The 23176-nt window shown below is 66.6% G+C and carries 24 protein-coding genes and 1 pseudogene; 8 read left to right on the top strand and 17 right to left on the bottom strand.

The features are described from left to right. Positions 1-47: 47 nt before the first annotated feature. Genes ccsB through GK109_RS13825 form a run of 5 tightly spaced genes read right to left on the bottom strand, consistent with a single transcriptional unit; the run spans position 48 to position 5017 of the window. Positions 48-1151, bottom strand: a complete 1104-nt coding sequence (ccsB, locus tag GK109_RS13845; RefSeq protein ID WP_157241249.1) for a c-type cytochrome biogenesis protein CcsB — start codon at positions 1149-1151, stop codon at positions 48-50. Next, positions 1151-2926 (bottom strand): cytochrome c biogenesis protein ResB, encoded by a 1776-nt coding sequence (locus GK109_RS13840; protein ID WP_157241247.1) that lies wholly within the window; start codon positions 2924-2926, stop codon positions 1151-1153. The genes ccsB and GK109_RS13840 overlap by 1 nt, the downstream gene beginning before the upstream one ends. Continuing rightward, positions 2926-3681: a cytochrome c biogenesis protein CcdA gene (locus tag GK109_RS13835; RefSeq protein ID WP_321214338.1), complete on the bottom strand. Its 756-nt coding sequence runs from the start codon at positions 3679-3681 to the stop codon at positions 2926-2928. Before GK109_RS13835 ends, GK109_RS13840 begins: the two co-directional genes overlap by 1 nt. 14 nt (positions 3682-3695) lie before the next feature. Then, positions 3696-4334: a TlpA family protein disulfide reductase gene (locus tag GK109_RS13830; protein ID WP_370460585.1), complete on the bottom strand. Its 639-nt coding sequence runs from the start codon at positions 4332-4334 to the stop codon at positions 3696-3698. 2 nt (positions 4335-4336) lie between these two features. Further along, entirely contained in the window at positions 4337-5017 is a 681-nt protein-coding gene (locus GK109_RS13825; protein WP_157241245.1) for a histidine phosphatase family protein, read from the bottom strand. 197 nt (positions 5018-5214) lie between these two features. Between GK109_RS13825 and GK109_RS13820 the strand changes: the two genes are divergently transcribed. From GK109_RS13820 to GK109_RS13810, 3 genes are all read left to right on the top strand, one after another. Then, entirely contained in the window at positions 5215-5763 is a 549-nt protein-coding gene (locus tag GK109_RS13820) for a YceI family protein (RefSeq protein WP_157241243.1), read from the top strand. 112 nt (positions 5764-5875) lie between these two features. Then, complete coding sequence (locus tag GK109_RS13815; protein ID WP_157241241.1) at positions 5876-6343, top strand: hypothetical protein; 468 nt, start codon at positions 5876-5878, stop codon at positions 6341-6343. Between the two features lie 109 nt (positions 6344-6452). Further along, positions 6453-7253, top strand: coding sequence for a hypothetical protein (locus GK109_RS13810; RefSeq protein WP_157241239.1), 801 nt, complete (start codon positions 6453-6455; stop codon positions 7251-7253). Between the two features lie 62 nt (positions 7254-7315). Here GK109_RS13810 and GK109_RS13805 read toward each other — a convergent pair whose 3' ends face one another. After that, positions 7316-8020 carry a redox-sensing transcriptional repressor Rex gene (locus GK109_RS13805; RefSeq protein ID WP_321214341.1) on the bottom strand — a complete coding sequence of 235 codons (705 nt, stop codon included), beginning with the start codon at positions 8018-8020 and terminating at the stop codon, positions 7316-7318. Positions 8021-8124: 104 nt separating this feature from the next. Beyond that, positions 8125-8379 (bottom strand): glutaredoxin family protein, encoded by a 255-nt coding sequence (locus tag GK109_RS13800; protein ID WP_157241237.1) that lies wholly within the window; start codon positions 8377-8379, stop codon positions 8125-8127. Positions 8380-8468: 89 nt separating this feature from the next. Here GK109_RS13800 and GK109_RS13795 point away from each other — a divergent pair, with 89 nt between their 5' ends. Then, positions 8469-9287 (top strand): HAD family phosphatase, encoded by an 819-nt coding sequence (locus GK109_RS13795; RefSeq protein ID WP_157241235.1) that lies wholly within the window; start codon positions 8469-8471, stop codon positions 9285-9287. Between the two features lie 67 nt (positions 9288-9354). Here GK109_RS13795 and GK109_RS13790 read toward each other — a convergent pair whose 3' ends face one another. The 8 genes from GK109_RS13790 to GK109_RS13755 all read right to left on the bottom strand — a co-directional run bounded on the left by GK109_RS13790 (position 9355) and on the right by GK109_RS13755 (position 17529). Beyond that, positions 9355-9453, bottom strand: coding sequence for a 30S ribosomal protein bS22 (locus GK109_RS13790; RefSeq protein ID WP_003792170.1), 99 nt, complete (start codon positions 9451-9453; stop codon positions 9355-9357). Between the two features lie 150 nt (positions 9454-9603). Continuing rightward, the gene (locus GK109_RS13785) at positions 9604-9816 is read right to left on the bottom strand and encodes a helix-turn-helix domain-containing protein (RefSeq protein WP_104998964.1); all 213 of its coding nucleotides are present in this window, start codon (positions 9814-9816) and stop codon (positions 9604-9606) included. 154 nt (positions 9817-9970) lie between these two features. Then, positions 9971-11125 (bottom strand): 3-deoxy-7-phosphoheptulonate synthase, encoded by a 1155-nt coding sequence (locus GK109_RS13780; protein ID WP_157241233.1) that lies wholly within the window; start codon positions 11123-11125, stop codon positions 9971-9973. 240 nt (positions 11126-11365) lie between these two features. Further along, a complete protein-coding gene (locus GK109_RS13775; RefSeq protein ID WP_157241231.1) occupies positions 11366-12385 on the bottom strand; it encodes an acetylxylan esterase in 1020 nt (339 codons plus the stop codon). Between the two features lie 46 nt (positions 12386-12431). Continuing rightward, entirely contained in the window at positions 12432-13877 is a 1446-nt protein-coding gene (locus tag GK109_RS13770; RefSeq protein ID WP_157241230.1) for a rhamnulokinase family protein, read from the bottom strand. Beyond that, positions 13874-15916 carry a bifunctional aldolase/short-chain dehydrogenase gene (locus tag GK109_RS13765; RefSeq protein ID WP_157241228.1) on the bottom strand — a complete coding sequence of 681 codons (2043 nt, stop codon included), beginning with the start codon at positions 15914-15916 and terminating at the stop codon, positions 13874-13876. The genes GK109_RS13770 and GK109_RS13765 overlap by 4 nt, the downstream gene beginning before the upstream one ends. Before the next feature lie 11 nt (positions 15917-15927). Further along, positions 15928-17094, bottom strand: a complete 1167-nt coding sequence (gene rhaI / locus GK109_RS13760) for an L-rhamnose isomerase (RefSeq protein ID WP_157241226.1) — start codon at positions 17092-17094, stop codon at positions 15928-15930. 87 nt (positions 17095-17181) lie between these two features. Continuing rightward, positions 17182-17529 (bottom strand): L-rhamnose mutarotase, encoded by a 348-nt coding sequence (locus GK109_RS13755; RefSeq protein WP_157242947.1) that lies wholly within the window; start codon positions 17527-17529, stop codon positions 17182-17184. 151 nt (positions 17530-17680) lie between these two features. On the opposite strand from GK109_RS13755, the pseudogene GK109_RS13750 reads away from it, so the two are divergent. Further along, positions 17681-18702: pseudogene (locus GK109_RS13750) on the top strand (LacI family DNA-binding transcriptional regulator). A gap of 52 nt (positions 18703-18754) precedes the next feature. Here GK109_RS13750 and GK109_RS13745 read toward each other — a convergent pair. Next, entirely contained in the window at positions 18755-19129 is a 375-nt protein-coding gene (locus tag GK109_RS13745) for an STAS/SEC14 domain-containing protein (protein WP_157241224.1), read from the bottom strand. Positions 19130-19357: 228 nt separating this feature from the next. On the opposite strand from GK109_RS13745, the gene GK109_RS13740 reads away from it, so the two are divergent. The 3 genes from GK109_RS13740 to GK109_RS13730 all read left to right on the top strand — a co-directional run bounded on the left by GK109_RS13740 (position 19358) and on the right by GK109_RS13730 (position 22508). After that, positions 19358-20422, top strand: coding sequence for a spore photoproduct lyase family protein (locus GK109_RS13740; protein ID WP_157241222.1), 1065 nt, complete (start codon positions 19358-19360; stop codon positions 20420-20422). 83 nt (positions 20423-20505) lie between these two features. Beyond that, positions 20506-21321, top strand: coding sequence for a hypothetical protein (locus tag GK109_RS13735; RefSeq protein ID WP_157241220.1), 816 nt, complete (start codon positions 20506-20508; stop codon positions 21319-21321). Positions 21322-21485: 164 nt separating this feature from the next. Further along, a complete protein-coding gene (locus GK109_RS13730) occupies positions 21486-22508 on the top strand; it encodes a DUF808 domain-containing protein (RefSeq protein WP_321214349.1) in 1023 nt (340 codons plus the stop codon). Here GK109_RS13730 and GK109_RS13725 read toward each other — a convergent pair whose 3' ends face one another. After that, positions 22509-23153 (bottom strand): DUF1961 family protein, encoded by a 645-nt coding sequence (locus tag GK109_RS13725; RefSeq protein WP_321214350.1) that lies wholly within the window; start codon positions 23151-23153, stop codon positions 22509-22511. It abuts the gene before it with no gap. Positions 23154-23176: the final 23 nt, after the last annotated feature.

Below are 23176 nucleotides of genomic sequence, written 5' to 3'. Positions count from 1 at the left end.
TTGTTATTTCCCTGCCCGGCGCCTTGGCCTCCGGAAGAAACCCCTGCTCAGAGCCCTGAATAGGAGTGGAGGCCGTTGAAGAATTGGTTCACGATGGTGAAATTGAAGATGACGCAAAGGTAGCCCACAATCGACAGCCAGGCAGCCCGCGTGCCCGTCCACCCGCGCGTTGCGCGCGCGTGGAGGTAGCCTGCGTAGACCACCCAGATGACGAAGGTCCACACCTCCTTGGTGTCCCAGCCCCAGAACCGTCCCCACGCCTTCTCGGCCCAGATGGCGCCGAACATGAGGGTGAAGGTCCAGCCGATGAAAGCGATGGCATTGATGCGGTAGGACAGGTTCTCCAGGCTCAGCGCGGACGGCACCAGGCGCATGAAGCCGAGCTTGTCAGCGCCACCGGCAGCCACCGATTTCTGCCGGTGCGATTGGACCAGCTGGAGCGCGGACATGGCGAATGTCAGGGTGAACAGCGCGGAGGACAGTACGGCGATGGACACGTGGATGATCAGCCAGTAGCTCTGCAGGGCGGGAACCAGGTGGCCCACCGGGGTCCAGTAGGCCACGGACGCGGCTACCAGCATGATGATGGCCAGGCCCACCACGAAGGTACCCAGGAAGCGGAGGTCGCGGCGGACCAGGACCAGCAGGAACACCGCCACCGCCACGAAGGCGCCGGTGGTGAGGAATTCGTACATGTTGCCCCAGGGCACGCGTCCCGCACCCAGCGCCCGGGTCACGACACCGGCACCATGGATCAGTGCGCCGAGGACGGTCAGGGCCACGGCTACCCGGGCGGGGGCGCGGCGTTCAGCGGCGTACCGCATGTCAGCGTCGGCGGTGGCCACGCCTCCGGCCCCTGCCCCTGCGGTCCTGGCAGTGGACGACGACGGCCGCTCGGCCCTGCCGGCAGGCCCCGCCAGGTGCGTTTCAGCGCGCTCCCCCGCCCCGGCCGCCACCGGAACCTTGGCTGCCTCCCGGGCGTGGCCGTCGAGGCCGGCCTGCGCAGCCTTCAGGTCGATGGCGCGCAGGGCCTTGCTGCTCTTGGCCAGGTCCCAGGCGAAAGCGATGAAGGCCACCGTGTATGTGCCGGCCGCCAGGAGCATGAACAGCTCGCTGTACTGGCCCATGGTTTCGTTGATTCCAAACGGCATTACTGGTCCTTTTCGGGCCCTGGGGGGCCGGCTGGGGTGGTGGCTGGGCCTGCGGTTGCGGCAGCGCCGGCGCTATTCTCGCGCACGCTGCTGGGTGTTTGCTGGGAATCCCCCGGCTGTGCAGTGTCCGGCCCGGGGTCCAGCTGCCACTCACCGCCGAGCAGCTGACGGAGGGCAGCGGCTTCGGCAGCAAGCCGGTGGTCCTCGCCGCGGGCCAGGAGTCCGTACTCAACCATGGTGCGGCCGTCCTCGTGGGTGCCCGTGCGGATCCACACCCGGCGGCGGTTGACGTAAAGCGAGAGGATCAGTCCGGCCACGGCCAGGAGCGCAAACACCAGGGCGTAGGCCTGCCCGGGATTGTGGTGGATGTCCACGCCGATGTAGCGCTTGACGCCGTCGAAGCTGATGGTGCCTTTACCGTCCGGCAGCGTGTAGCTGGTCCCGGGGGCCAGGGTAATGCCGCCGGCGTCCAGGTTCCGTGCGTTCAGCGGTGTGAGGTCCTTGACGTCCAGTTCGAAGACGTTCTGCGGAGCCCCGTCATCCAGGCCGAGATCCCCGTAGTAGGAGTTGAGCGTCAGCTGCGGGTTGAACAGTTCCGGGTCCCCGCTGAAGGAGACCCCCTCGTTGGAGACGAAGGCGGTGGGCAGGAAGAAGCCCGCGAACCCCAGCTGGTCTGGCTTGGCGTCGGGAACCTTGATCACCACGGAGGAGTAGTAGTTGTCCCCCTGCAGCTTGGCCACCACGGGTCCCTGCATGGCCACGTTGCCGGCGCCGTCCCGGATGGTCACCACGGGAGCGTAGCCGTTGCCGGTCAGGTAGATGCTGGTGCCGCCGAGGGTGATGGGATCGTTGACCTTCAGGGTTTCCTGGCGCGCGGGTGCGTCCGGGTTTTCCTTGGTGGTGACGGCGGCGGAGAAATCGATGGGCTGGCCGAACTTGCCCCGGGATTCGCGGTCGAAGGTGATGTCGAACTTGTCCAGCTGGATGGAGTAGGGCTGCAGCTGGCTGGACTGGAAGTTGGTGCCGGGGTTGAACTGGTCATAGCCCACCAGGGTGTTCACGAAGGTGTCGCCCTCCACCAGGATGCGCTGGCCGCTGTAGCCGAACAGGCCGCCGGCGGCCACGGACACCAGCACGCCAATGAGGGAAGTGTGGAAGACAAGGTTTCCCACTTCCTTCAGGAAGCCGCGCTCGGCGCCCAAAGACGGCCGCGCGCCGTCGTCGTCCCTCACTTCAACGCGGTAGCCGCGCTTCCTCAGCAGCACGGCGGCACTGTGGATGGCCGCGGGCGCCGGAATCCCGGCGTCGGCCGGTATGACCAGGGTGCCGTACTCGGGAAGGCGGGACAGGCGTTTGGGGGTCCGCGGCGGCTGGGACCGCATGGCCCTGTAGTGGGCAATGGCGCGGGGCACCACGCAGCCGATCAGCGAGATGAACAGCAGCAGGTAGATGGCCGAGAACCAGGCCGAAGAGTAGACATCGTACAGCTGCAGGGTGTCCAGCAGCTTTCCGTAGTCCGGGTTGTCCTTGATGTACTGGGTGACGACGGCGGGATTGGCCGGGCGCTGCGGGAACAGCGAGCCCGGCACGGCCGCGACGGCCAGGAGCAGCAGCAGGAAAAGCGCCGTGCGCATGCTGGTCAGCTGGGTCCACGCCCAGCGCAGCATCTCTTTGGGGCCCAGGGCCGGCAGCGCGGCGTCCGCCTTGGAACCTGGCGCACCGGCGCCAGTGACCGGGGCGGAAGATTTCTTGTCTACGTTCACGCGCTCGCTCATCAGATCGGCAACTTCACATCGGTTTGGAACCAGTACTGGAGTTCGGTCACCCAGGCGCCCCAGACGCCGCTGGCCATCAGCAGGCCCAGCACCACCAGGATGCCCCCGCCGGTGCGCTGGATGGCCAGGCGGTGCTTGCGGAAGAACGCCATCACACCCATGCCGCGGCGGAGTGCCAAAGCGATCAGCAGGAAGGGAATGCCCAGGCCCAGGCTGTAGACAAAGGCCAGGAAGGCGCCCTTGGCGGCGGAGGAGCCGCCGGAGAGGCTCAGCAGCTGGACGGCGGAGTAGGTGGGGCCGATGCACGGCGCCCAGCCCAGCCCGAAGGTCAGGCCCAGCAGCGGCGCGCCCCAGAGCCCGGCCGGCGGCTTGGCGTGGATCTTGGCGTCGCGCTGCAGCCAGCTGAAGCCGCCCATGAACACCACGCCCATGACGATCACCAGGATGCCCAGGAGTTGGGTGATCCAGGCATTCTGCGTGCCAGTGATGAGGGTTCCCAGCTGGCCGAAGGCACCGCCCAGCAGGACGAAGATCACGGAGAAGCCGAGCACGAACAGTCCAATGCCCAGCAGCATCCGGCCGCGCTTCTGCTTTTCCAGGTCCACGCCGCTCAGCCCGGTGACGTAACCCAGGTACCCGGGAACCAAGGGCAGGACGCAGGGCGAGAGGAAGGAAACCAGTCCGGCCAGCAGTGCCACGGGAATGGCAAGGAGGAGCGAGCCGTTCAGGATGGCTTCGGCGAAGGGGCTGTTCACGGTCCGGGCCGCCGCTACTCTGCCACGGCGGCAGCGATGAGGGCCTTCAGGGTGCCCTTTTGGACTTCGCCCAGGACACGGGAGGCCACGCGGCCCTGCTTGTCCAGCACCAGGGTGGTGGGAACCGCGCCGGGCGGAACCAGCCCGGAGACGGCCAGGAGGACGCCGCCGTCCTTGTCGTCGAAGCTCGGGTAGGTCAGGTTGAAGTTTTTCTCGAACGCCTCTGCCGTGGCTTTCTCGTCCCGGAGGTTGACGCCGTAGAACTGCACGCCCTGGTCCTTGAATTCCTGGTGGAGCTCTTCCAGGATGGGGGCTTCCACCCGGCAGGGGGCGCAGGCCGCGAACCAGAAGTTCAGGACTGTCACTTTGCCCTGGAAGTCGGCGGGCGCAACCGCGGTGCCGTTGAACAGGGTGCCGTTGACCTGGATGGCGGACTTGCGGTCTCCGGCGGCGAACTCCGTGACGGACCCGTCCCCGGCCACATAGTTCTTGTTGTCCCCCGCTTTGGCCTGCTGCGCCAGGGCGTCCTCCTGCGCACAGCCGGTCAGCCCCAGGGCCAGGGCGGTCAGGGCGAGGCCGCCGGCAGCAAGCAGGCTGCGGCGGGAGGTGACGGGCGCAGGGGGCAGCCCGTTCCTTTCATTACCGTCGGTCACTACTAGGCTCCAGGGGTGCTTGCCGCACCCGGAAGTAGGGAAGCCGCCGGTTCGCTGTACTGCACGCGCAGGAGCGCGCCGCCGTCGTCGAACACAAGCGACGTGATGGATGTCAGCGTGCATTCACGCTTCCGGGGGTCGTGCCACAGGGGCCTGCCCTCGGCGCTCAGCCTGGTGGCCCAGATGGGGAGCTGGTGGCTGACCATGATCGCTTCAGGCCCGTCCGTTCCGAAGTCCCCGGCTGCCAGTTCGATGGCGCGCAGCCGTGCATCCTGCACCGCTTCCATCACCCGGGAGGCCTGGTTCCTGTAGGGCTCGCCCCACGAAGGCCGCAGCGGGTTGACCAGCCTGGGCCAGTGCTTGGGCCGGCGAAGCTCCGCCTTGGTGACCTTCATGCCCTCGAAGTAGTTCTCCGCCTCGATGATCCGCTCGTCCGTGTGGATTTCCAGGTGCAGGGCGTCCGACGTCGGCCGTGCAGTCTCCTGCGCACGGTCCAGCGGCGACGCTGCCAGGTAGGTGATGCGGGCGCCGGCTGCGGCGCGGCGGCGGAAGTGCTCGGCGAGCATGCGCGCCATCTCCTGCCCCAGCTCGGAGAGGTGGAATTCGGGCAGCCTTCCGTACAGAACGCCGTCAGGGTTGTGGACCTCGCCGTGGCGGAGCAAATGGACAGTGGCTTGGGGCATGTTTACCAGTTTCTCAAAGATGGCGTGCGATCCGAAATCTTCTACACAGAGTAGAACTGAAGTTTTTGAAGAAATGTTCCGAAGATGGGAATGAAACATGCAAATGCATGTTTATACTGGATGCAGCAGTTAGTTGATACTTCAACAGATGAAGCTTCAATAGCAGAACCCTCACAGCACACACAAGGAGCAAAATCATGGCACTTCCCGCAGACGTCACCACCGGCACCTGGACCCTGGACAACTCCCACAGCGAGATCGGCTTCACCGTCCGCCACGCGGGCATCAGCAAGGTCCGCGGCCAGTTCAAGGAAGCCGCAGCAACCCTGGACCTCCCTGAGGATGTGGCCGGCGCGAAGATCAACGCCACCATCAACACGGCCAGCTTCGATTCCGGCGATGCCAACCGCGACGGCCACGTCAAGGGCGAGGACTTCTTCGACGTGGAGAAGTTCCCCGAGATCTCCTTCGTCTCCAACGGCCTGGTGGCCAAGGGCAACAGCTACGAGCTGACCGGGGACCTGACCATCAAGGGCGTCACCCGCCCCGTCACGCTGGACACCGAGTTCAACGGCGTGGCCGTGGACCCGTTCGGCAACACCCGCGCCGGCGTTTCCGCTGAGACCACCATCAGCCGCAAGGACTTCGGCCTGACCTGGAACGCTGTCCTGGAGACCGGCGGCGTCCTGGTGAGCGACAAGGTGGCCATCAACCTGGAACTGGCTTTCATCGCTCCCGCAGCGTAATCGCCGTTCCCGCCGGCACCCCGGCACTGGACGTCCGCAGTCCGGTGCCGGGGTGCCTCCTTTTAACTCCCGACTCCACTCCCCCTCGCCGGAGGGGTTTACAGTGAGGGCCATGAGCAACTCTCCCAGCGCGCCCCGGACCGGTTTCGCCCGGATCTTCGGGGTGGCGGCCCTTCCCACCGAACTCAAGGTTTCGTTCTGGATCTGGTTCGTGGGCGGCATCCTGGGCCTGCTGGGGGGACTCCTCGGCATGCTGGCCTCCCTGGTGCTCTTCGCTGCTGCGCCGGGAGCCGCAACCCAGGTGCTGCTGCTCATGCTGCTGGCGGCCAGCGTGGGGGCGGCCCAGATCGTGTTCGCCCTCGCCATGAAAGAGGGGAAGCACCGGGCACGGCTGGGCCTGACGGCACTCACCGGCATCACCCTGGTCCTGGCCGTCGCCAACGGGGCCATGGGGGTGGGCCAGGCTGGCAACTGGGCTGCCTTCCTCATCAGCCTGGCCGCCACCGTCCTTCTCTGGCTGCCCCGTTCGCAGGCCTTCTTTGCCGCAGCAGGACGGCGCGGGAATACCTCTTCCGAATGACCCACAAGCCGCCCGCCCCGGAGTACGGTGGACTTAAGCCATGCTGGGGGTAGGGCACAGGACCATTCCCGGCAGCCTACCTGGAACCCGACATGCAAAAGGAACGCCCATGAGTACTCCCCCTGTCCCGCCTCCCGTTCCAAACGATCCCGAGTCCGGCTCCGAGCCTGGCACGCAGGGTCCCCGCTACGGCCAGAACGCACCCCAGTCCGGCGCCCCGCAGTACGGCCAGAACGCACCCCAGTACGGGCAGCAGTCCGGCGCCCCGCAGTACGGCCAGCAGTCCGGCGCGCCCCAGTACGGGCAAAACGCGCCCCAGTACGGGCAAAACGCGCCGCAGTACGGCCAGAACCCGCCGGCGGCTCCGGGCTACGGGCAGCAGCCGTACGGGCAGTCACCCTACGCGCAGTACCCGTCGGAGCAGCCGCAGCCGTCCGGAAGCACGGGCGTTCCCCAGCTGGTCAACATTTCGTTCTGGTTGCTGATCGCCTCTGCCGCCATCTTCGTTGCCTCCGCGCTTGCCGGCCTCACCACGCTGGATGATCCCCGGTTCCGCGATGTCTTCGACAGCCAGGTCCAGGGCACCGGCGCCGGAGTCACGTACGAGGATATGAAGGGTGTCATCGCCGGCACCCTGGTGGTTTTCACCATCATCGGTCTGGCCCTGTACTTGTTGGTGGCATTCTTTGTCCGCAAGGGCAAGAACTGGGCACGCATCCTGGGCACCGTCTTCGCGGCACTTTCCGTCCTGGGCCTCTTCGGCCCTCCCAGTTTCGCGACCATCGGCACGTTGTTGGGGATCGCGGCCATTGTGCTGCTCTACCTGCCTGGTGCCGCTCCGTATTTCCGGCGGCAGCAGCCGTTCGCCAATCCGTACGGCGGCAACATGGGCAACCCGTACGGCCGGTAGTCCAGGCACCAACCACCCTGCGGGCGTGGGTCCCGAAAAAGCAGCCGGAACCGCGAAGGAACCTAGGCGGTCTGGCCCGGGGCCTGCGCCCGCTGTGCGTGGTAGGCAAGGATCTGCAGCTCCGTTGCCATGTCCACCTTGCGGAGGTTGACCCCCTCCGGCACCTGGAGCATCACGGGGGCGAAACTCAGGACGCTGCGGACGCCGGCCGCCACCACGCGGTCGCAAACATCCTGGGCCACGGCGGCCGGCAGTGCCAGCACCACCATGTTGGCCCCGGTCCGGTGCAACACCGCTTCCAGGTCGGCCACGTCGCTGACCCGCAGCCAGCCCACTTCGTTGCCCACCACCATCTGGTCCGCGTCAAAAATGGCAACTACGTCGAAGCCGCGGGATTCAAAGCCGCCGTACCGGGCCAGGGCCTTGCCCAGGTTGCCGGCCCCCACGATCGCCACTTTCCAGTCGTGCGTAAGTCCCAGGGCGGCCGCGATGTGCCGGCTCAAGTACTGCACCTCGTAGCCCACACCGCGGGTTCCATACGAACCAACGTGGGAGAGGTCTTTGCGCAGGGTTGCGGAGCTGACGCCCGAGGCCTCGGCGAGGGATTCTGAGGAGACCCGCTCCACCCCCTCGGAGAGCAGGGTGTTGAGGGCGCGCAGGTAGAGGGTCAGCCGTGCCACCGCAGCGGGCGGAATCTGTTTACCCGCCGTGCCCGTGGCTCCCGGCAGGTCCGGGACAGCCTGGGGAGTTGAATCCAGCGAAGCCACCAGCTCCTCCCTCGCATTGCGTTGTGACACCACTCTAGAGCCCCATCAGCATTGCCAACAAAGCAGGTGACGCCGATGTCCGCATCATCACAAGGTGCTGCTCCCTACTGCGCCATTGCCTGCCGGAGCACGCGTTCAAGGCGGGCTTCGTCGATCTTCCAGAAATCGCGCTGCACCCCGTCCACCAGCACCACGGGGATTTCTTCCGCATAGCGTTCACGGAGTTCCGGCTGGTGGTCCACCAACTCCTCGTCCCACTCAAGTCCCAGCGATGCGGTAACCCGCCCGACGGCGTCGCGCGCGTCTTCGCAAAGGTGGCAGTCTGCTTTGGTGATGAGGAGGACGCGCGGTGAGGCCATGCCTTAACGGTATCCCCGTTGCCCGGGCGCGGCGACGTCCGGCGTGACACCGCAGTGGAATGAAGAGTGGATTGACTAGACTCAACTGCATGCCCGTTGAGAAATACGTCGCCGTAGTCACCAAGCCGGTTGCTGCGCCGCAGCCCGGCGAGGCGGCGTTCTTCGATGTGGACAACACCCTGATGCGCGGCGCCAGCCTCTTCCACGTTGCACGGAAGATGCACCAGCGCGGCGCCTTCACCATGACCCAGGCTGCCGGCTTTGCCTGGAAGCAGTTCAAGTTCGTGGCCCGCGGCGAGAACATCGACGACGTCCATGCGGTGCGCGACTCCGCCCTGACCCTGGCCGCCGGGATCACGGTCGACGACGTAAAGGCCTTGGGCGAAGAGGTCTACGACGAGATGATCGCCTCGAGGATCTGGCCCGGCGCCAAGGCCTTGGCGGAGCAGCACCTGCGGGTTGGCCGCCGGGTGTGGCTGGTGACTGCCACGCCCATCGAAGTGGCCACCGTGATTTCCACCCGGCTGGGACTGACCGGGGCCCTGGGAACGGTGGGCGAAATACATGACGGCATGTACACGGGCCGGCTGGTGGGGGACATCCTGCATGGCTCCGCCAAGGCCGTTGCCGTCCGGGCTATTGCCGACGCCGAGGAGTTGGACCTGATGCGCTGCTGGGCCTACAGCGACTCCTACAACGACATCCCCCTGCTGACCCTGGTGGGCCACCCCGTGGCCATTAACCCGGACGCCCGCCTGCGCCGGCACGCCCGGGACAACAACTGGCCCGTCTACGACTTCCGCGCAGGCCGCCGCGCAGCCACGCTCGGGCTCAAAGCGGCAACGGCCTGCGGCGCCGTCTACGGCCTCTGGAAGGGGTTCGCCCGCATCCGGGGCCCCCGCGTCTAGGCAGCGCCAACAGAAATGCCCGCCACCTCGGAAGGCGGCGGGCATTTCCACGCAGTTCGAAGTATTGCTACTTCTTGTTGCGGCGCTGGTGACGGGTCTTGCGAAGCAACTTGCGGTGCTTCTTCTTGGCCATACGCTTGCGACGCTTCTTAATAACTGAACCCACGAAAGTTCCTCACAAACTAGATGCAGTACCTGTCTGATGGAAAAGGTTCGTGGACAGAGCTACGAACTGAACAACTGACAGATTCTTACAATGACGTAAAACGTTCCTTAACAGGGTACCGCTTCCGGGAGGCGGCTATGGACAAGCTTGTCAGGCGGTCTCGGTGTGGCCGTCCACCACAGCACCTTTGAGGTACTGCTCCACCGCCTGCTCCGGGACGCGGTAGGAGCGTCCGAAGCGCACTGCCGGCATTTCGCCGGAGTGGACCAGCCGGTACACGGTCATCTTGGAGACCCGCATAACCTGGGCGACTTCAGCCACGGTGAGGAACTTCGCGTTTGAGAAGTTCTGTTCTGGCGACATTTCCCATATTCCTTTGCTGACGGATGGACAACAGTGACCCCATGTTCATGCCAATGCGGTGTTCCGATGCTGAGCCATCCACCAACCACCTATCTAGATACTCTAGATGTTCCTGTGGCAGAAGTGAAAGTAGTACGGTCCCCTATTTCATCCCCTATTTAGTGAGAGCCGACTCCCTCCGCTTGCGGGCGGAGGCGGCCAGCTGGTCCAGGACAGAGACCGAAACATCCCACTCCATGCAGGCGTCCGTGACGCTCTGCCCGTACACCAGCTCCGGTCGTCCCGCGGCGTGCCCGGCAACATCGAGGTTCTGTGCGCCGCCCACCAGGAAGCTTTCCAGCATGACACCGGCAATCGCCTGGGCCGAAGTGCCGCCGTCTTCCAGCTGGGCGCCGATCTCCATGGCCACTTCGGCCTGGCGGTGGTGGCTCTTGCCGCTGTTGGCGTGGCTGGCGTCGACGATGAGGCGGGGGTTCAGCTGCTTGCCTGCCAGCTTTGCCGAGGCAGCCTCCACGTCGGCGGCAGAGTAGTTCGGTCCCTTGCGCCCGCCGCGGAGGATGACATGGGCGTCCGGGTTTCCGGCGGTGGACACCAGCGCGGCCCGGCCGTCGCCATCAATGCCGAGGAAGGCCTGGGCGGCCGCCGCCGCGCCGCAGGCGTCGATGGCTACCTGGAGGTCGCCGTCGGTCCCGTTCTTGAAGCCGATGGGCATGGACAGGCCCGAGGCAAGCTGCCGGTGGATCTGGCTTTCGGTGGTGCGGGCCCCGATGGCGCCCCAGGAAATCAAATCCGCCATGTACTGCGGGCTGATCGGCTCGAGGAATTCCGTGGCCGTGGGCAGCCCCAGCGCGGTGACCTGCTGCAGGAAGCGCCGCGCGGTCCGCAGGCCGGTGACCATGTCGTGGCTGCCGTCCAGCCGCGGGTCGTTGATCAGGCCCTTCCAGCCCACCGTGGTGCGGGGCTTCTCGAAGTAGGTCCGCATGACGATGAGCAGGTCTTCCCGGTGCTTCTCGGCCTGGCTGACCAGCCGCCGCGCGTACTCCAGTCCCGCCTTCGGATCATGGATGGAGCAGGGTCCCACGATCACCAGCAGGCGGTCGTCCACACCGTCCATGATGGCGCGGACTTCGTCGCGTCCGCGTTCGACGACGTCCGCCGCCCGTGCGTCCAGCGGCAGTTCCGCGATGACTTCCTGGGGCGTGGGCAGCGCGGTGAATTCGCTGACACGCAGGTTGGACGTCGATTTTGCGGCTTCGGCGCCGGTGGCGGTCTGGGCTGTGGCGGATGCTTCTGCTGTTGCGGTGCTCATGTTCGGGTCCTGTTCCAGATGGGAAGCGGGCCCGGATCAGAACCCGCCGGAGAAACGGCGAAGGGCAGAGAATAATCTCTGCCCTGTTGGCTCTGAAGGAAAGTTGGATGCGTGTCAGTTAGACGCGGGCCCCTCCAGAGCCAACGAAAAATACGCATACCAACGGTTTGTCATGCCTTGAACCATAACCGCAACCTGTTGCCCCCGCAAAGTGTTACGCCGCATCGCGGGACGGGCGGCCTACCCCAGCAGCTTCCGGAGGAACAGCAGCTGCCTGATCCAGTGGTGCTCCTGGCCGCCCTCGTGGTTGTTGAACCGGTACACCTCGATCTCTTTCGCAGCACCGGTGGCCGGAACGCCGGGCGTCCCGCATCCGTACGCGTTGAAACTGGCAAAAACAGTGGAGGGCGGGCAGATGTCATCCATCTGCGCCGCCGAATACAGCGCCGGCGCGGTTGCCCAGCGTGCCAGGTTGACGCCGTCGAAATAGCGCAGCACCGCGAGGGCGGCGTCGTACCGGTCCCGGTGCCGGGCCAGGAACTGCGCTATCTCCGGGTACGGCCCGCGCGGGGTGATGTCGATGGCGCGGGGGAAGTCCTGCAGGAAGGGGACGTCGGGCAGGGCGGCGATGACGCCGTCGAGCCTTCCGGCCACCAGCCCGGCGACGGCCACAACGATGCCGCCGCCCTGGCTGACGCCGGCCAGCACCACGCGGGACGGGTCGACGGCGGGGTGGGACCGGGCAGCTTCCACGGCCCGGAAGGCGTCCACGTAGACCCGGCGGTAGTAATAACCGTCCCGGTTGGCGATGCCGCGGGTCATAAGGCCGGCGTGGGCCACGTCCCCGGCGGAAGGGTGCGGGTCCGGCGTCTCCCCCAGAGAGCCGCCGTAGCCCTGGCCCCGGGTGTCCATGATGAAGTGCGCGTATCCGGCCTGCGCCCACCGGGTGTCCTGGTTGACCAGCCCGCGGCCGCCGGAATATCCGACGTACTGGACCACCACGGGCAGCGCCGCATCGGGTTCCCGGTGCGCAGGGAGGTGCAGCCACCCCTTGACCGGAGCGCCGCCGTAGCCGGCAAAGGTCACGTCGAAGGTGTCGATGACGGAAAGGTAGTTCTCCACGGGTTCAAAGCCGGGGTCCAGGGGGAACTCCCGTGCTTCCGCGATGGTTGCGTCCCAGAATTCGCGCAGGTCCTCCGGCGGCGTCACGTCCGAGGTGTAGGTACGGAGCTGGGCGAGCGGGAGATCGAAGAGCGGCATGGTTATCGAATCCTGTCCTGTGTTGACGTGTCGCAGTGCGGTCAGGCTACAGCCGCGAGAGTTCCGGCGCGAACGCCTGCAGGTCATGGCCCTGCACCACCAGGGCGCGGAGCTCAGCCAGCCCGCCGCAGACGGCACCGGCCGCCCGTGCCTGCACCAGCACATTGCCCAGTGCGGTGGCTTCCACGGGTCCTGCCACCACTTTCCTGCCCGTGGCGTCTGCCGTGAGCTGGCACAGCAGCCTGTTCTGGGAACCGCCGCCCACGATGTGCACCACGTCGACGATCCGGTCGGCGACGCGTTCGGCGTCGCGGATGGTGCGGGCGTAGCCGGCCGCGAGGCTGTCCATGATGCACCGTGTGATGGCTGCTGGATCGTTGGGCAGCACCTCTCCGGTGCGGCGAACGGCACCCCGGATGCGTTCGGGCATGTGGTCCGGGGCGATGAAGTAGGGGTCGTCCGGGTTGATCTGCGGCCCGCCGGCCGGCAGCGCGGCCGCCGCGGTGAGCAGCGCCGTCAGTTCGGGACGGACCCCTTCCTGTGCCCAGGTCCGCTGGCATTCGCTGAGCAGCCAGAGCCCGCCCATGTTCCGGAGGTACCGGATGGTGCCGTCCACGCCCCGTTCGTTGGTGAAGTTCGCCGCGCGGCTGGCTTCGGTGAGGACGGGGTGTTTCAGTTCCAGCCCCACCAGGGACCAGGTTCCCGAGGAGATGTACGCGAAGTTTTCCTCGCCGTCTTCCGCTTTGGCGGGGACTGCGGCGACGGCGGATGCGGTGTCGTGCGAGCCGACCGCCACCACCTTTGTATCCCGCGGCAGTCCCGACCGGGCGGCGATCTCCGGCAGCAGGGTGCCTATCGCTTCACCGGGCTGGATCAGCGGCGGGAACAGGTCCTTCCGCAGGCCCAGGGCGGTGAAGAACTCGGTGGCCCACTCCCCCGCCACGGCATCGAACAGGCCGGTGGTGGAGGCGTTGGTGGCCTCGGTCCGCCGCTGCCCGGTGAGCAGGAACGCGATGAGGTCCGGGATCAGCAGGGCCTGCAGCCCGTCCAGGTCCGGTTCGCTGGCCAGCTGGTAGATCGTGTTGAACTGCAGGAACTGCAGCCCGGTGGTGGCGTAGAGGCGGGCGGGGTCCAGTTTCCGGTGCACGGGTTCGACGGCGGCGCGGCTGCGGTCGTCGCGGTAGCTGAACGGCGGAGCCGTCAGCTCGCCCGCGGCGTTGACCAGGCCGTAGTCCACAGCCCAGGTGTCGATGCCGATGCTGAGGATCCGCTCGCCCTGCACGGCGGCAACCGTGGCCGCGGCCGTCAGGCCCTTCAGCACCTCCGCGAAGAGGGCGTCGAAGTCCCAGCGGAGGCCGCCGTCGATCTCCACCACGCCGTTGGAGAAACGGTGGACCACCTCCAGCTCCACGCCGCTTCCTGCGATCCGGCCCAGGATGACCCGGCCGGAGGAAGCGCCAATATCGACGGCGGCAAACACAGGCGTGTTCATCGGAGGAAGGCTGCGGCCACTCCGGCGTCCACGGGGATGTGCAGGCCGGTGGTGTGGGACAGTTCGCTGCCGGTGAGGACGGCGGCGGCGTTGGCGACGTGTTCGGGGAGGACTTCGCGTTTGAGCAGGGTGCGCTGGGCGTAGTACTTGCCCAGTTCCGTCTCGTCCACGCCGTAAACGGCGGCGCGTTTGGCGCCCCAGCCGCCGGCGAAGATCCCGGAGCCGCGGACCACGCCGTCGGGGTTGATGCCGTTGACGCGGATGCCGTGCTCGCCCAGTTCCGCGGCGAGGAGGCGGACCTGGTGGGCCTGGTCGGCCTTGGTGGCGGAGTAGGCGATGTTGTTCGGGCCGGCGAACACGGAGTTCTTGGAGGAGATGTAGATGATGTCCCCGCCCATGCCCTGGGCGATCATGACCTTTGCCGCGGCCTTTGCCACCAGGAAGGAGCCCTTGGCCATCACGTTGTGCTGCAGGTCCCAGTCCTTTTCGGTGGTTTCCAGCAGCGGCTTGGAGATGGACAGGCCGGCGTTGTTGACCACCAGGTCCAGCCCGCCGAACGCCAGCACCGCGGCGTCGATGGCAGCGGCGACCTGGGCCTCGTCCGTGACGTCGGCCTGGACACCGACTGCAACGTCCGGCCCGCCAAGCTCTTCGGCCACCTTCTGCGCGTTCTCGAGGTTGAGGTCCGCGATGACCACGCAGGCGCCTTCGGCGGCGAGGCGGGTGGCGATGGCCTTGCCGATCCCGGACGCCGCGCCGGTGACCAGGGCGATCCGGGTGGCGTGGGACTTGGGCTTGGGCATCCGTGCCAGCTTGGCTTCCTCCAGCGCCCAGTATTCGATCCGGAACTTCTCGGATTCCTCGATCGGGGCGTAGCTGGAGATGGCCTCGGCGCCTCGCATCACGTTGATCGCGTTGAGGTAGAACTCGCCGGCCACCCGGGCGGTCTGCTTGTTGGCGCCGTACGAGAACATGCCCACGCCGGGGACCAGCACGATGGCCGGGTCGGCGCCGCGCAGCGCCGGCGAATCGGCATCCGCGTGGCGGTCGTAGTAGGCCTGGTAGTCCTCGCGGTATCCGGCGTGGAGCTCCTGCAGCCGGGCAATCGAATCCTCGATGGAGGCGTCGGCCGGAAGGTCCAGGATCAGCGGCTTGACCTTGGTCCGAAGGAAATGGTCCGGGCAGGACGTGCCCAGCGCACCCAGGCGCGGGTGCCCGGCGGCTTCCAGGAAGTCCAGCACGACGGCGTCATCACTGAAGTGCCCCAGGACCGGCTTGTCCGTGGAGGCCAGGCCGCGGATCACCGGCGCCAGGGCCCCGGCTTTGGCGCGCCGCTCGGCCTCGGGCAGGGCGCCGTAGCCGGGCAGCTTCGCACCGAACGGCTCGGCCTTGCCGTTGTCCCTGATGTACTTCTCGGCCTGGTCGATGATCCACAGCGAGTTCTGTTCCGCCTCTTCGGAGGTGGCGCCCCACGCGGTGATGCCGTGCCCGCCCAGGATAGTGCCGATGGCCTGCGGGTTTGCGTCCTTGATCGCCGCGATGTCCAGGCCCAGCTGGAATCCCGGACGGCGCCATGGCACCCACACCACCTTGTTCCCGAAAATCTTCGCCGTCAGCGCCTCACCCTCGGCCGCCGTCGCAATGGCAATCCCGGAGTCCGGGTGCAGATGGTCCACGTGCGCCGCATCCACCAGCCCGTGCATCGCCGTGTCAATCGATGGGGCCGCGCCGCCTTTGCCATGCAGGCAGTAATCGAACGCGGCCACCATCTCGTCTTCACGCTCAACGCCCGGGTACACGTTCTTCAAAGCGTTCAGCCGGTCAAGGCGCAGCACCGCAAGGTTCCCGGCCCTCAAAGTACCCAGGTCCCCGCCGGAACCCTTGACCCACAGCAGCTGGACGTCCTCACCCGTCACCGGGTCCTTCTCCGTGCCCTTCGCCGACGTGTTGCCCCCGGCAAAGTTAGTGTTCCGCTTATCCGCACCCAGGCGGTTCGAACGGGAAATCAGGTCTTCAACAGTCTTGGCTGTGTTCTGCATGTTCATGCCTTTCAGGCGCCCCATCCGGCTTGCTGGCCGCCCACGCGGTCCTCGTTGATCTTCTTCTGGTAACCGCTGGCCTTGAACGCGGCCAGCGGGTCCGCGGGCAGGCCGCGGGATTCACGCCACTCGGCCAGGACCGGCCGGACGTCGGTGTAGAACGCATCATTGAAGATGCCGTTGGCGGCCAGCACATCTCCGGCACGCTGGGCCTCGGCCAGGGCCTCGGTGTCCACGAGCAGGGCGCGGGCGGTCATTTCCTGGACGTTCAGGACCGAGCGGATCTGGCCCGGGATCTTCTCCTCCAGGTTGTGGCACTGGTCCAGCATCAGCGCAACTCCAGAGTCCTTGCCGAACCCGCCGCCGCTGATCACCTCATGCATGATGCGGAACAGCTGGAACGGGTCCGCCGCGCCCACGATCAGGTCATCATCCGCGTAGAAGCGGGAGTTGAAGTCGAACGAGCCAAGCTTGCCCAGGCGCAGCAGTTGCATCACGATGAACTCGATATTGGTGCCCGGGGCGTGGTGGCCGGTGTCCAGGCACACAAACGCCTTCTCCCCGAGCGCGAGGGTCTGGGCGTAAGAGGTGCCCCAGTCCGGAACATCGGTGTGATAGAAAGCCGGCTCGAAGAACTTGTACTCCAGCACCAGGCGCTGCCCGTCCCCGAGGGCCGCGTAGATCTCCTGCAGGGACTCCGCCAGGCGGTCCTGGCGGCCACGCATATCGTCCTGGCCCGGGTAGTTGGTGCCGTCCGCCAGCCAGATCTTCAGGTCCTTGGAACCCGTGGCGTGCATGATCCCGATGCAGTCCAGGTGGTGGTCGATGGCCCGGCGGCGCACGGACTCATTGGACGAGGTCAGCGAACCGAACTTGTACTCATCATCCTGGAACGTGTTGGAATTGATGGTGCCCAGGCCAACACCCAGACCCGCCGCGTACTCCTTCAAAGCCGAGTAGTCATCCACCTTGTCCCACGGGATGTGCAGCGCCACCGTGGGCGCCAGGCCGGTCAGTTCATGGACCTTCGCGGCGTCCGCCAGCTTCTCCTGCACAGTGCGCGGGGTGCCGGGCGTGCCGAACACCCTGAACCGCGTACCCGAATTTCCATAAGCCCACGAAGGGACCTCGATGGCAAGCTCCCCGAGCCTGCCCAGCGCCGTTGCTACGTCATTCATGATGGTTCTTTCCGGTGTCTTGTGATGCTGTTGGTCTGCTGGATGCCGCCCCGCTGCTGGAGCCTGTTGTTTGCCGGCCCGCCGGCTTTAGGAGGTGGAGGCCTGTGCCGCGGCCAGCTGGCTGTCAAGGTTGAAGACTTCCTCCAGGACCTGGAACCCTTCATCGGGAGCCTGGCCAGAGTTTTCAAAAAGCGCTGCCATTTCCGCCTGCCACCGGGCGTTGACCTCGGTCAGGGCCATGCGGGCGCGGGCGGCATCGAAATCGTCGCATTCCACGTAGCCAACCAGGAGCCCGTCCCCGGCCAGGAACAGGGAGTAGTTGTTCCAGCCCGCGGCCTTGAGGGCGCGCAGCATCTCCGGCCACACGGCCGCATGCCGCCGCCGGTATTCGTCAATCAGCGCTGGCTGTATCGAGGAGCGGAAACACACCCTCATGTTGGACCCTCCTGAACTCGCGGAAACTTTGAATCGTTTCATTGTTACGATTCAAAGTACTCTTGAACTGGAGTAGGTGTCAAGCATTCCGGACAAGCCGTCCATGGGGCGGCCCGGACGCCTGGCACATCGCGCAGCAGCACGGAGAATCATGAACCGCTCAGCCAGTATCAAGGACGTCGCCAACCATGCCAGCGTGGCGGTGGGCACGGTCTCCAACGTGCTGAATTACCCTGACAGGGTCTCGCAGCGGACCAAGGACCGGGTACTCAAGGCGATCGATGAGTTGGGGTTCGTCCGTAACGACGCAGCCCGCCAATTGCGCGCCGGCCACAGCCGCACCATCGGCCTGATCGTCCTGGACGTCGGCAACCCGTTCTTCACCTCCGTGGTGCGTGCGGCCGAGGACGCCGCTGCCCTGCACGGCAGTGCGGTGCTGCTTGGGGACAGCGGCCACGACGCCGGCCGGGAGGCCAATTACATCGATCTTTTCCAGGAACAGCGTGTCCAGGGACTGCTGATCTCGCCGGTGGGTGACGTGACGGAGCGCCTTGACCTCCTCCGCGAGCGCGGCGTGCCCACCGTACTGGTGGACCGGCTGGCTGACGAGGCAAAGTTCAGCTCCGTAGCAGTGGACGACGACGCCGGGGGTACCTGGCCGCGCGGCACCTGCTGGACACCGGCCGCCGTCGGCTGGCCTTTGTGGGCGGCCCCACCTCCATCCGGCAGGTGGCGGACCGCCTGCAGGGCGCGCAGCGTGCCGTCAAGGAAGAACCCGACGCGTCGCTGGAGGTTCTGGCATCGGACGCCATGACGGTCCTGGCCGGGCGAAGCGTGGGGAACGCACTGGTGGAGCGGGGCCGGGAAAAGCTGCCGGACGGCATCTTCTGCGCCAACGACCTCCTGGCGCTGGGGGTCATGCAGTCCCTGACCATGACCCACACGTTCCGCATCCCCGAGGACGTTGCGCTGATTGGCTATGACGACATTGACTTCGCCGTCTCGGCCGTGGTTCCGCTGTCCTCCATCCGGCAGCCCACGGAGGCGCTGGGGCGCACGGCAATCGAACTTCTCGCCGAAGAAGTGGGGTCCCGGAACCCCACGCACCGTTCGGTGGTCTTCACGCCGGAACTGGTGGTCCGGCAGAGCACGGGGACCTCCGCCGGCGGCTGATGTGGCACCGCCCGGTTAAGTAGGCATTGCCCGGTTGGCAGGCAACGCCCGGTCAGTCACCTTCCTGCAGCCATTTCATGGACTCTGTCCGGGAGGTGAAGAAACGGGTGGGGCAGGGCGGGATGTGCACGCCCAGGAAGAAGTTTGCGATGATCCGGTCTACCGGGCTTGCTCCCAGCAGCGCGATCCGGTTGGCAGCGCACGGGATGGAAAAGACAGCACGGGCTGCCCTGGTGACGTCCTCGGTGGTGGCCATGTCCACCAGCATCGGGTAAGTGCTGTCCCCCGCTATCTGGTTGACGGCAGCCATGGCTGCCCGTGCGTCCTGCAGTTCTATCCGGACCCTGGGTTCCCAAATCAGGTGGATGATGCCGTCGGAGCGGAGCTCCACCGTTCCCTTGCCGCCGTCGACAATTACAGGCTCCATAACCTGCCTCCCTCCCTAGGCGCACTCCCATGATCTTCCTATCTTGCCGTATGCCTCCGAGGCGGCGGCCGGCCTTGTGTGCCAACGCAGGAGGCATTGCCGGTTGACTGGTTCGACATGGATGGATTTGCCGTGGCTGTTGAGGAACTGGCGCTGGAGACCATAGCCTGGCGAGGCCCTGGGCTTAACTGCCCGCGGCCATCCCCGCGACTTGCAAGAATGGCCATCATGGACTTCAACCGGCTGCTGCAGATCCGCCGCATCTACGCGCAGCCCGCCGCACTGGAGCTGCCCCGGGGCAGGGACATCGTGGAACGGTGGCCGGACGCCGACGTCGTGCTTGTCGACAACCACTGGAACATCCCGGCAGTGCACGGTGATGAAACGAACGTGCCGCGCTGGTCCCGGATCAAAACGGAGGCGCTGGTCCTCGGGGTCAAGAAAGCGCTGACCGTCAAGCCGAACGGCAGGTCCGCAGACTTCATTGCGCCTTCAACCGCGAACGGCTGCGCCATGGCGTGCGCCTACTGCTACGTGCCCCGGCACAAGGGGTACAGCAATCCCGTCACGGTGTTCGCGAACATCGACCAGATCGCGGGGTCACTGGAGCGCCACGTTACGCGCCAAGGCATCAAGCTTGAGCCCAACCAGTGCGATCCGGAGTTCTGGGTCTACGACATCGGTGAGAACAGCGACTGCTCCGTGGACGCCCTTGTCAGCGACAACGTGGAAGATCTGGTCACGCTCTTCCGCGACCTGCCTACCGCCAAGCTGTCCTTTGCCACCAAGTACGTCAACCCGGCGATGCTGGGCTGGGACCACGGCGGCCACACCCGGATCCGCTTTTCCCTTATGCCCGCGGCTTTGGCGAAGTCGATCGACGTCAGGACCTCGCCGGTGGGCGAACGCATGGCGGCCATCAACGACTTCGTCGCTGCCGGCTATGAGGTGCATGTGAACTTTTCCCCGGTCATCATTACGGACACCTGGCTCAGCGACTGGGAGGAGCTGCTCTGCCAACTCGACGCGACGCTGAGTGCCGCTGCGAAGTCCCAGCTGGCGGCGGAAGTCATCTTCCTGACGCACAATGAACGGCTCCACGAGGTCAACCTCGGCTGGCATCCGCAGGCCGAGAGCGTGCTGTGGCGCCCGGACCTCCAAGAGGCAAAGGTCTCATCCAACGGCTTCACCAACGTCCGCTACCGCTCCGGAACCAAGGCCGGCTACGTGCGGCAACTGACCGCCCTGGTTGGGAGGATCGCACCATACTGCCGCATCCGGTACGCCTTCTGAGGGCCCGGGTTCCTGGCCGGCGTCGGGGCGCGAACCGGGCCTCGGGCCAGGGCCTGCCCCGCCGCGCGGCGCTAGACTGAAGCATGACCGGCGCCCGCCCCCGTCTCTTGGCCTGGCTCCTCGTCCTGGCAGCCTTCCTCGGGGCCTGCACGCCCGCCGTCGGCATCAACGACGCCGTTACCGGGCAAGCGAGCCCGGCCTCCCCGGCGCCGGCATCGGCCGCCCTGACCGCCCCGCCACCGGCGTCAGCGGCTCCGCCCGCCCCGCCGCCGGTACCCGCGGCACCGCCGGAACCCCAGCCGTTCGCCCTCAACCTTTACCAGGAGGGCGACTTCGTGCCGCAGTACACCTTTGACTGGTGTGTGGCAGCGAGCATCCAGATGGCCCACAACCTCATCGACGACACGGGCGGCGGCACGTGGGCGGATTCCACCCAGCAGGGAGAACTCTGGGAGATGGCCCGGGCCCGATCGTCCAACTCGTTCAACGGCGCCAACCCCCTCGGGTGGGCGCAGGTGCTGACGGAGGTTGGCATGGGGCCGTACACGGTGGTCAGCATCGCCGACTACGGGACCGCGCTCCGGACGGCGGCGCGCGCCATCGCCGCCACGGGCCGGCCGGTGGGGCTGGTCATGTGGCGCGGCCGCCACGCATGGGTGATGAGCGGTTTCGAGTCGATCGGCGATCCCGCCCGGTTCCAGGACTTCTCCGTCACCGGCGTCCGGGTCCAGGATCCGCTCCACCCGCACGGCAGCGGGCAGTGGGGCCCGTCGCCCGCGCCCAACAGCCTGCTCACCCCGGAGGAGCTGGCAACGCAATTCGTGGTCCGCGAGCCGCGGCGCTGGAGCAGCGAACTGCCCACCGGTTACCTGATGGTGCTCCCGGTCGCCGGGGCCTGACCGGCCGCGGCTGGGGACAAAGGTCGAAGGAATGCTGGCCGTGCGCAGCGGAGCCGGGCCGGTACGGCTGCCCGCCCCCCGTATAATCTCAGCATGCCGATCACGCGCCTGCACCCAGGCAGCCAAGCCCAGCCGACGGAACGCGAACACTGCGGGAGCGGTCTGTGAGCGGCGGCCTCGTCGCCCTGCTGGACGACGTCGCGGCCCTGGCCCGCATCGCCGCCGCGTCGGTTGACGACGTCGCAGCCGGAGCCGCCAAGGCAGGAGCCAAGGCCGCCGGTGTGGTCATCGACGACGCCGCTGTAACCCCGCAGTACGTGTCCGGGGCTGACCCGTCCCGCGAACTGCCGATGATCAAGCGGATCTTCTGGGGCTCGCTCCGGAACAAGCTGCTGATCATCCTCCCGGCCCTGCTGCTCATCAGCGCCTTCCTCCCGTGGGCCATCCCGTTCATCCTCATGCTGGGCGGCACGTACCTGTGCTTCGAGGGTGCCGAGAAGGTCTGGCACAAGCTCCGCCGGGACCACTCGGACGAAAAAGCGCCGGCGGTCCAGCGGGGTCCGGAGGCGGAGGCGAAGGTGGTCAAGGGCGCCATCACCACAGACTTCATCCTGTCCTGCGAGATCATGGTCATCTCCATGAACGAGGTGGCGGCCGAATCCATCTGGGCCCGGGCTGTCATCCTGGTGGTCGTGGCCCTCGCCATCACCGTGCTCGTGTACGGTGCGGTGGCACTGATCGTCAAGATGGACGACATTGGCCTGCACCTGGCCGCCAAGGAATCTGCGGGCTCGCAACGCTTCGGCGAGCTGCTGGTCAAGGGGATGCCCGCCGTGCTGGCTGCAATCACCCTGATCGGGACAGTCGCCATGCTGTGGGTTGGCGGCCACATCATGCTGCAGGGGGCCTACGACCTCGGCTGGCACCTTCCGTATGACCTGGTCCATGCCCTGGAGGCCCCGGTCGCCGGAATCGCGGGCATTGGCGGCCTCCTGGCCTGGCTCGTGAACACCCTGTGCTCAGCCGTCCTGGGACTCGTGTGGGGCCTCGCCGTGATGGCCGTCCTGCACCCGCTGCTGAAGGCCCTGCCGTTCGGCAAGGAGAAGGGCCAGCACGAGGAAGGTGACGTCCGCGCCGAACTCGCCGGTTACCGGCCGACGAAACACAAGGCGGATCCCGCTCCCTAGCTAGAGTTCCTCCACCACCAGGTTGCGGTAGGCCGCCCGGAGCGGGGCCATGTGCCGGAAGCCCAGGTAGCCGGCCCCAAGCACCTTGCCGGACGGATCCTGCCACTCAAGCAGCGGCAACCCGTTGATGGAAAAAGCCACGCGTGGACCGTCCTTCTCCACCTCCAGGCGGTAGAAGTCCACCGCGTCCCCGGCAGGCGGCAACGGATCGGCACCCTGAGCCACCAGCTGAAAACCGGCGCTCTTGCGCAGGTTGCAGGTGCGGAAGGCCCGCTCGGACTCGTATTTGTGCCGGAAGTAGGAGATGTGCAGGGCATCGATGTCCCCGGAATGGTATTGCGGGTAGTACCCCGTCCGCGGTGCGAGCCCGGGTGAGAACAGGTCCCGCCCGCCGTGCCCCCGGGCGGCGAAGAAGAGCATGGCCAGGCCCGGCTCCTCCAGCGGAAGGAACTCCCAGCTGATCCGGACTCCGTCCGGGAACTCCACCGGGCACCAGAACGTCCAGTGCGCGTGGTCCCCGAATTCCGCGTCGTCCAGCGAACCCGAAAGTTCCAGCGCACCGCCATGACCGCCCACGCTCAGCGGCCCTTCCGCCACCCAGTCTGCAACATCCTCCGGCCCGGTCAGTGCGTTGCTGTAGAGCACCTTCGTCCCCGGGCCAGGCGTTC

Origin of the sequence: Pseudarthrobacter sp. GA104 (assembly GCF_009741265.1) — a bacterium.
In the GTDB taxonomy this organism is placed as follows: domain Bacteria; phylum Actinomycetota; class Actinomycetes; order Actinomycetales; family Micrococcaceae; genus Arthrobacter.
The sequence above is the reverse complement of the archived record's forward strand: the minus strand, read 5'-3'. Positions and strand labels throughout refer to the sequence as shown.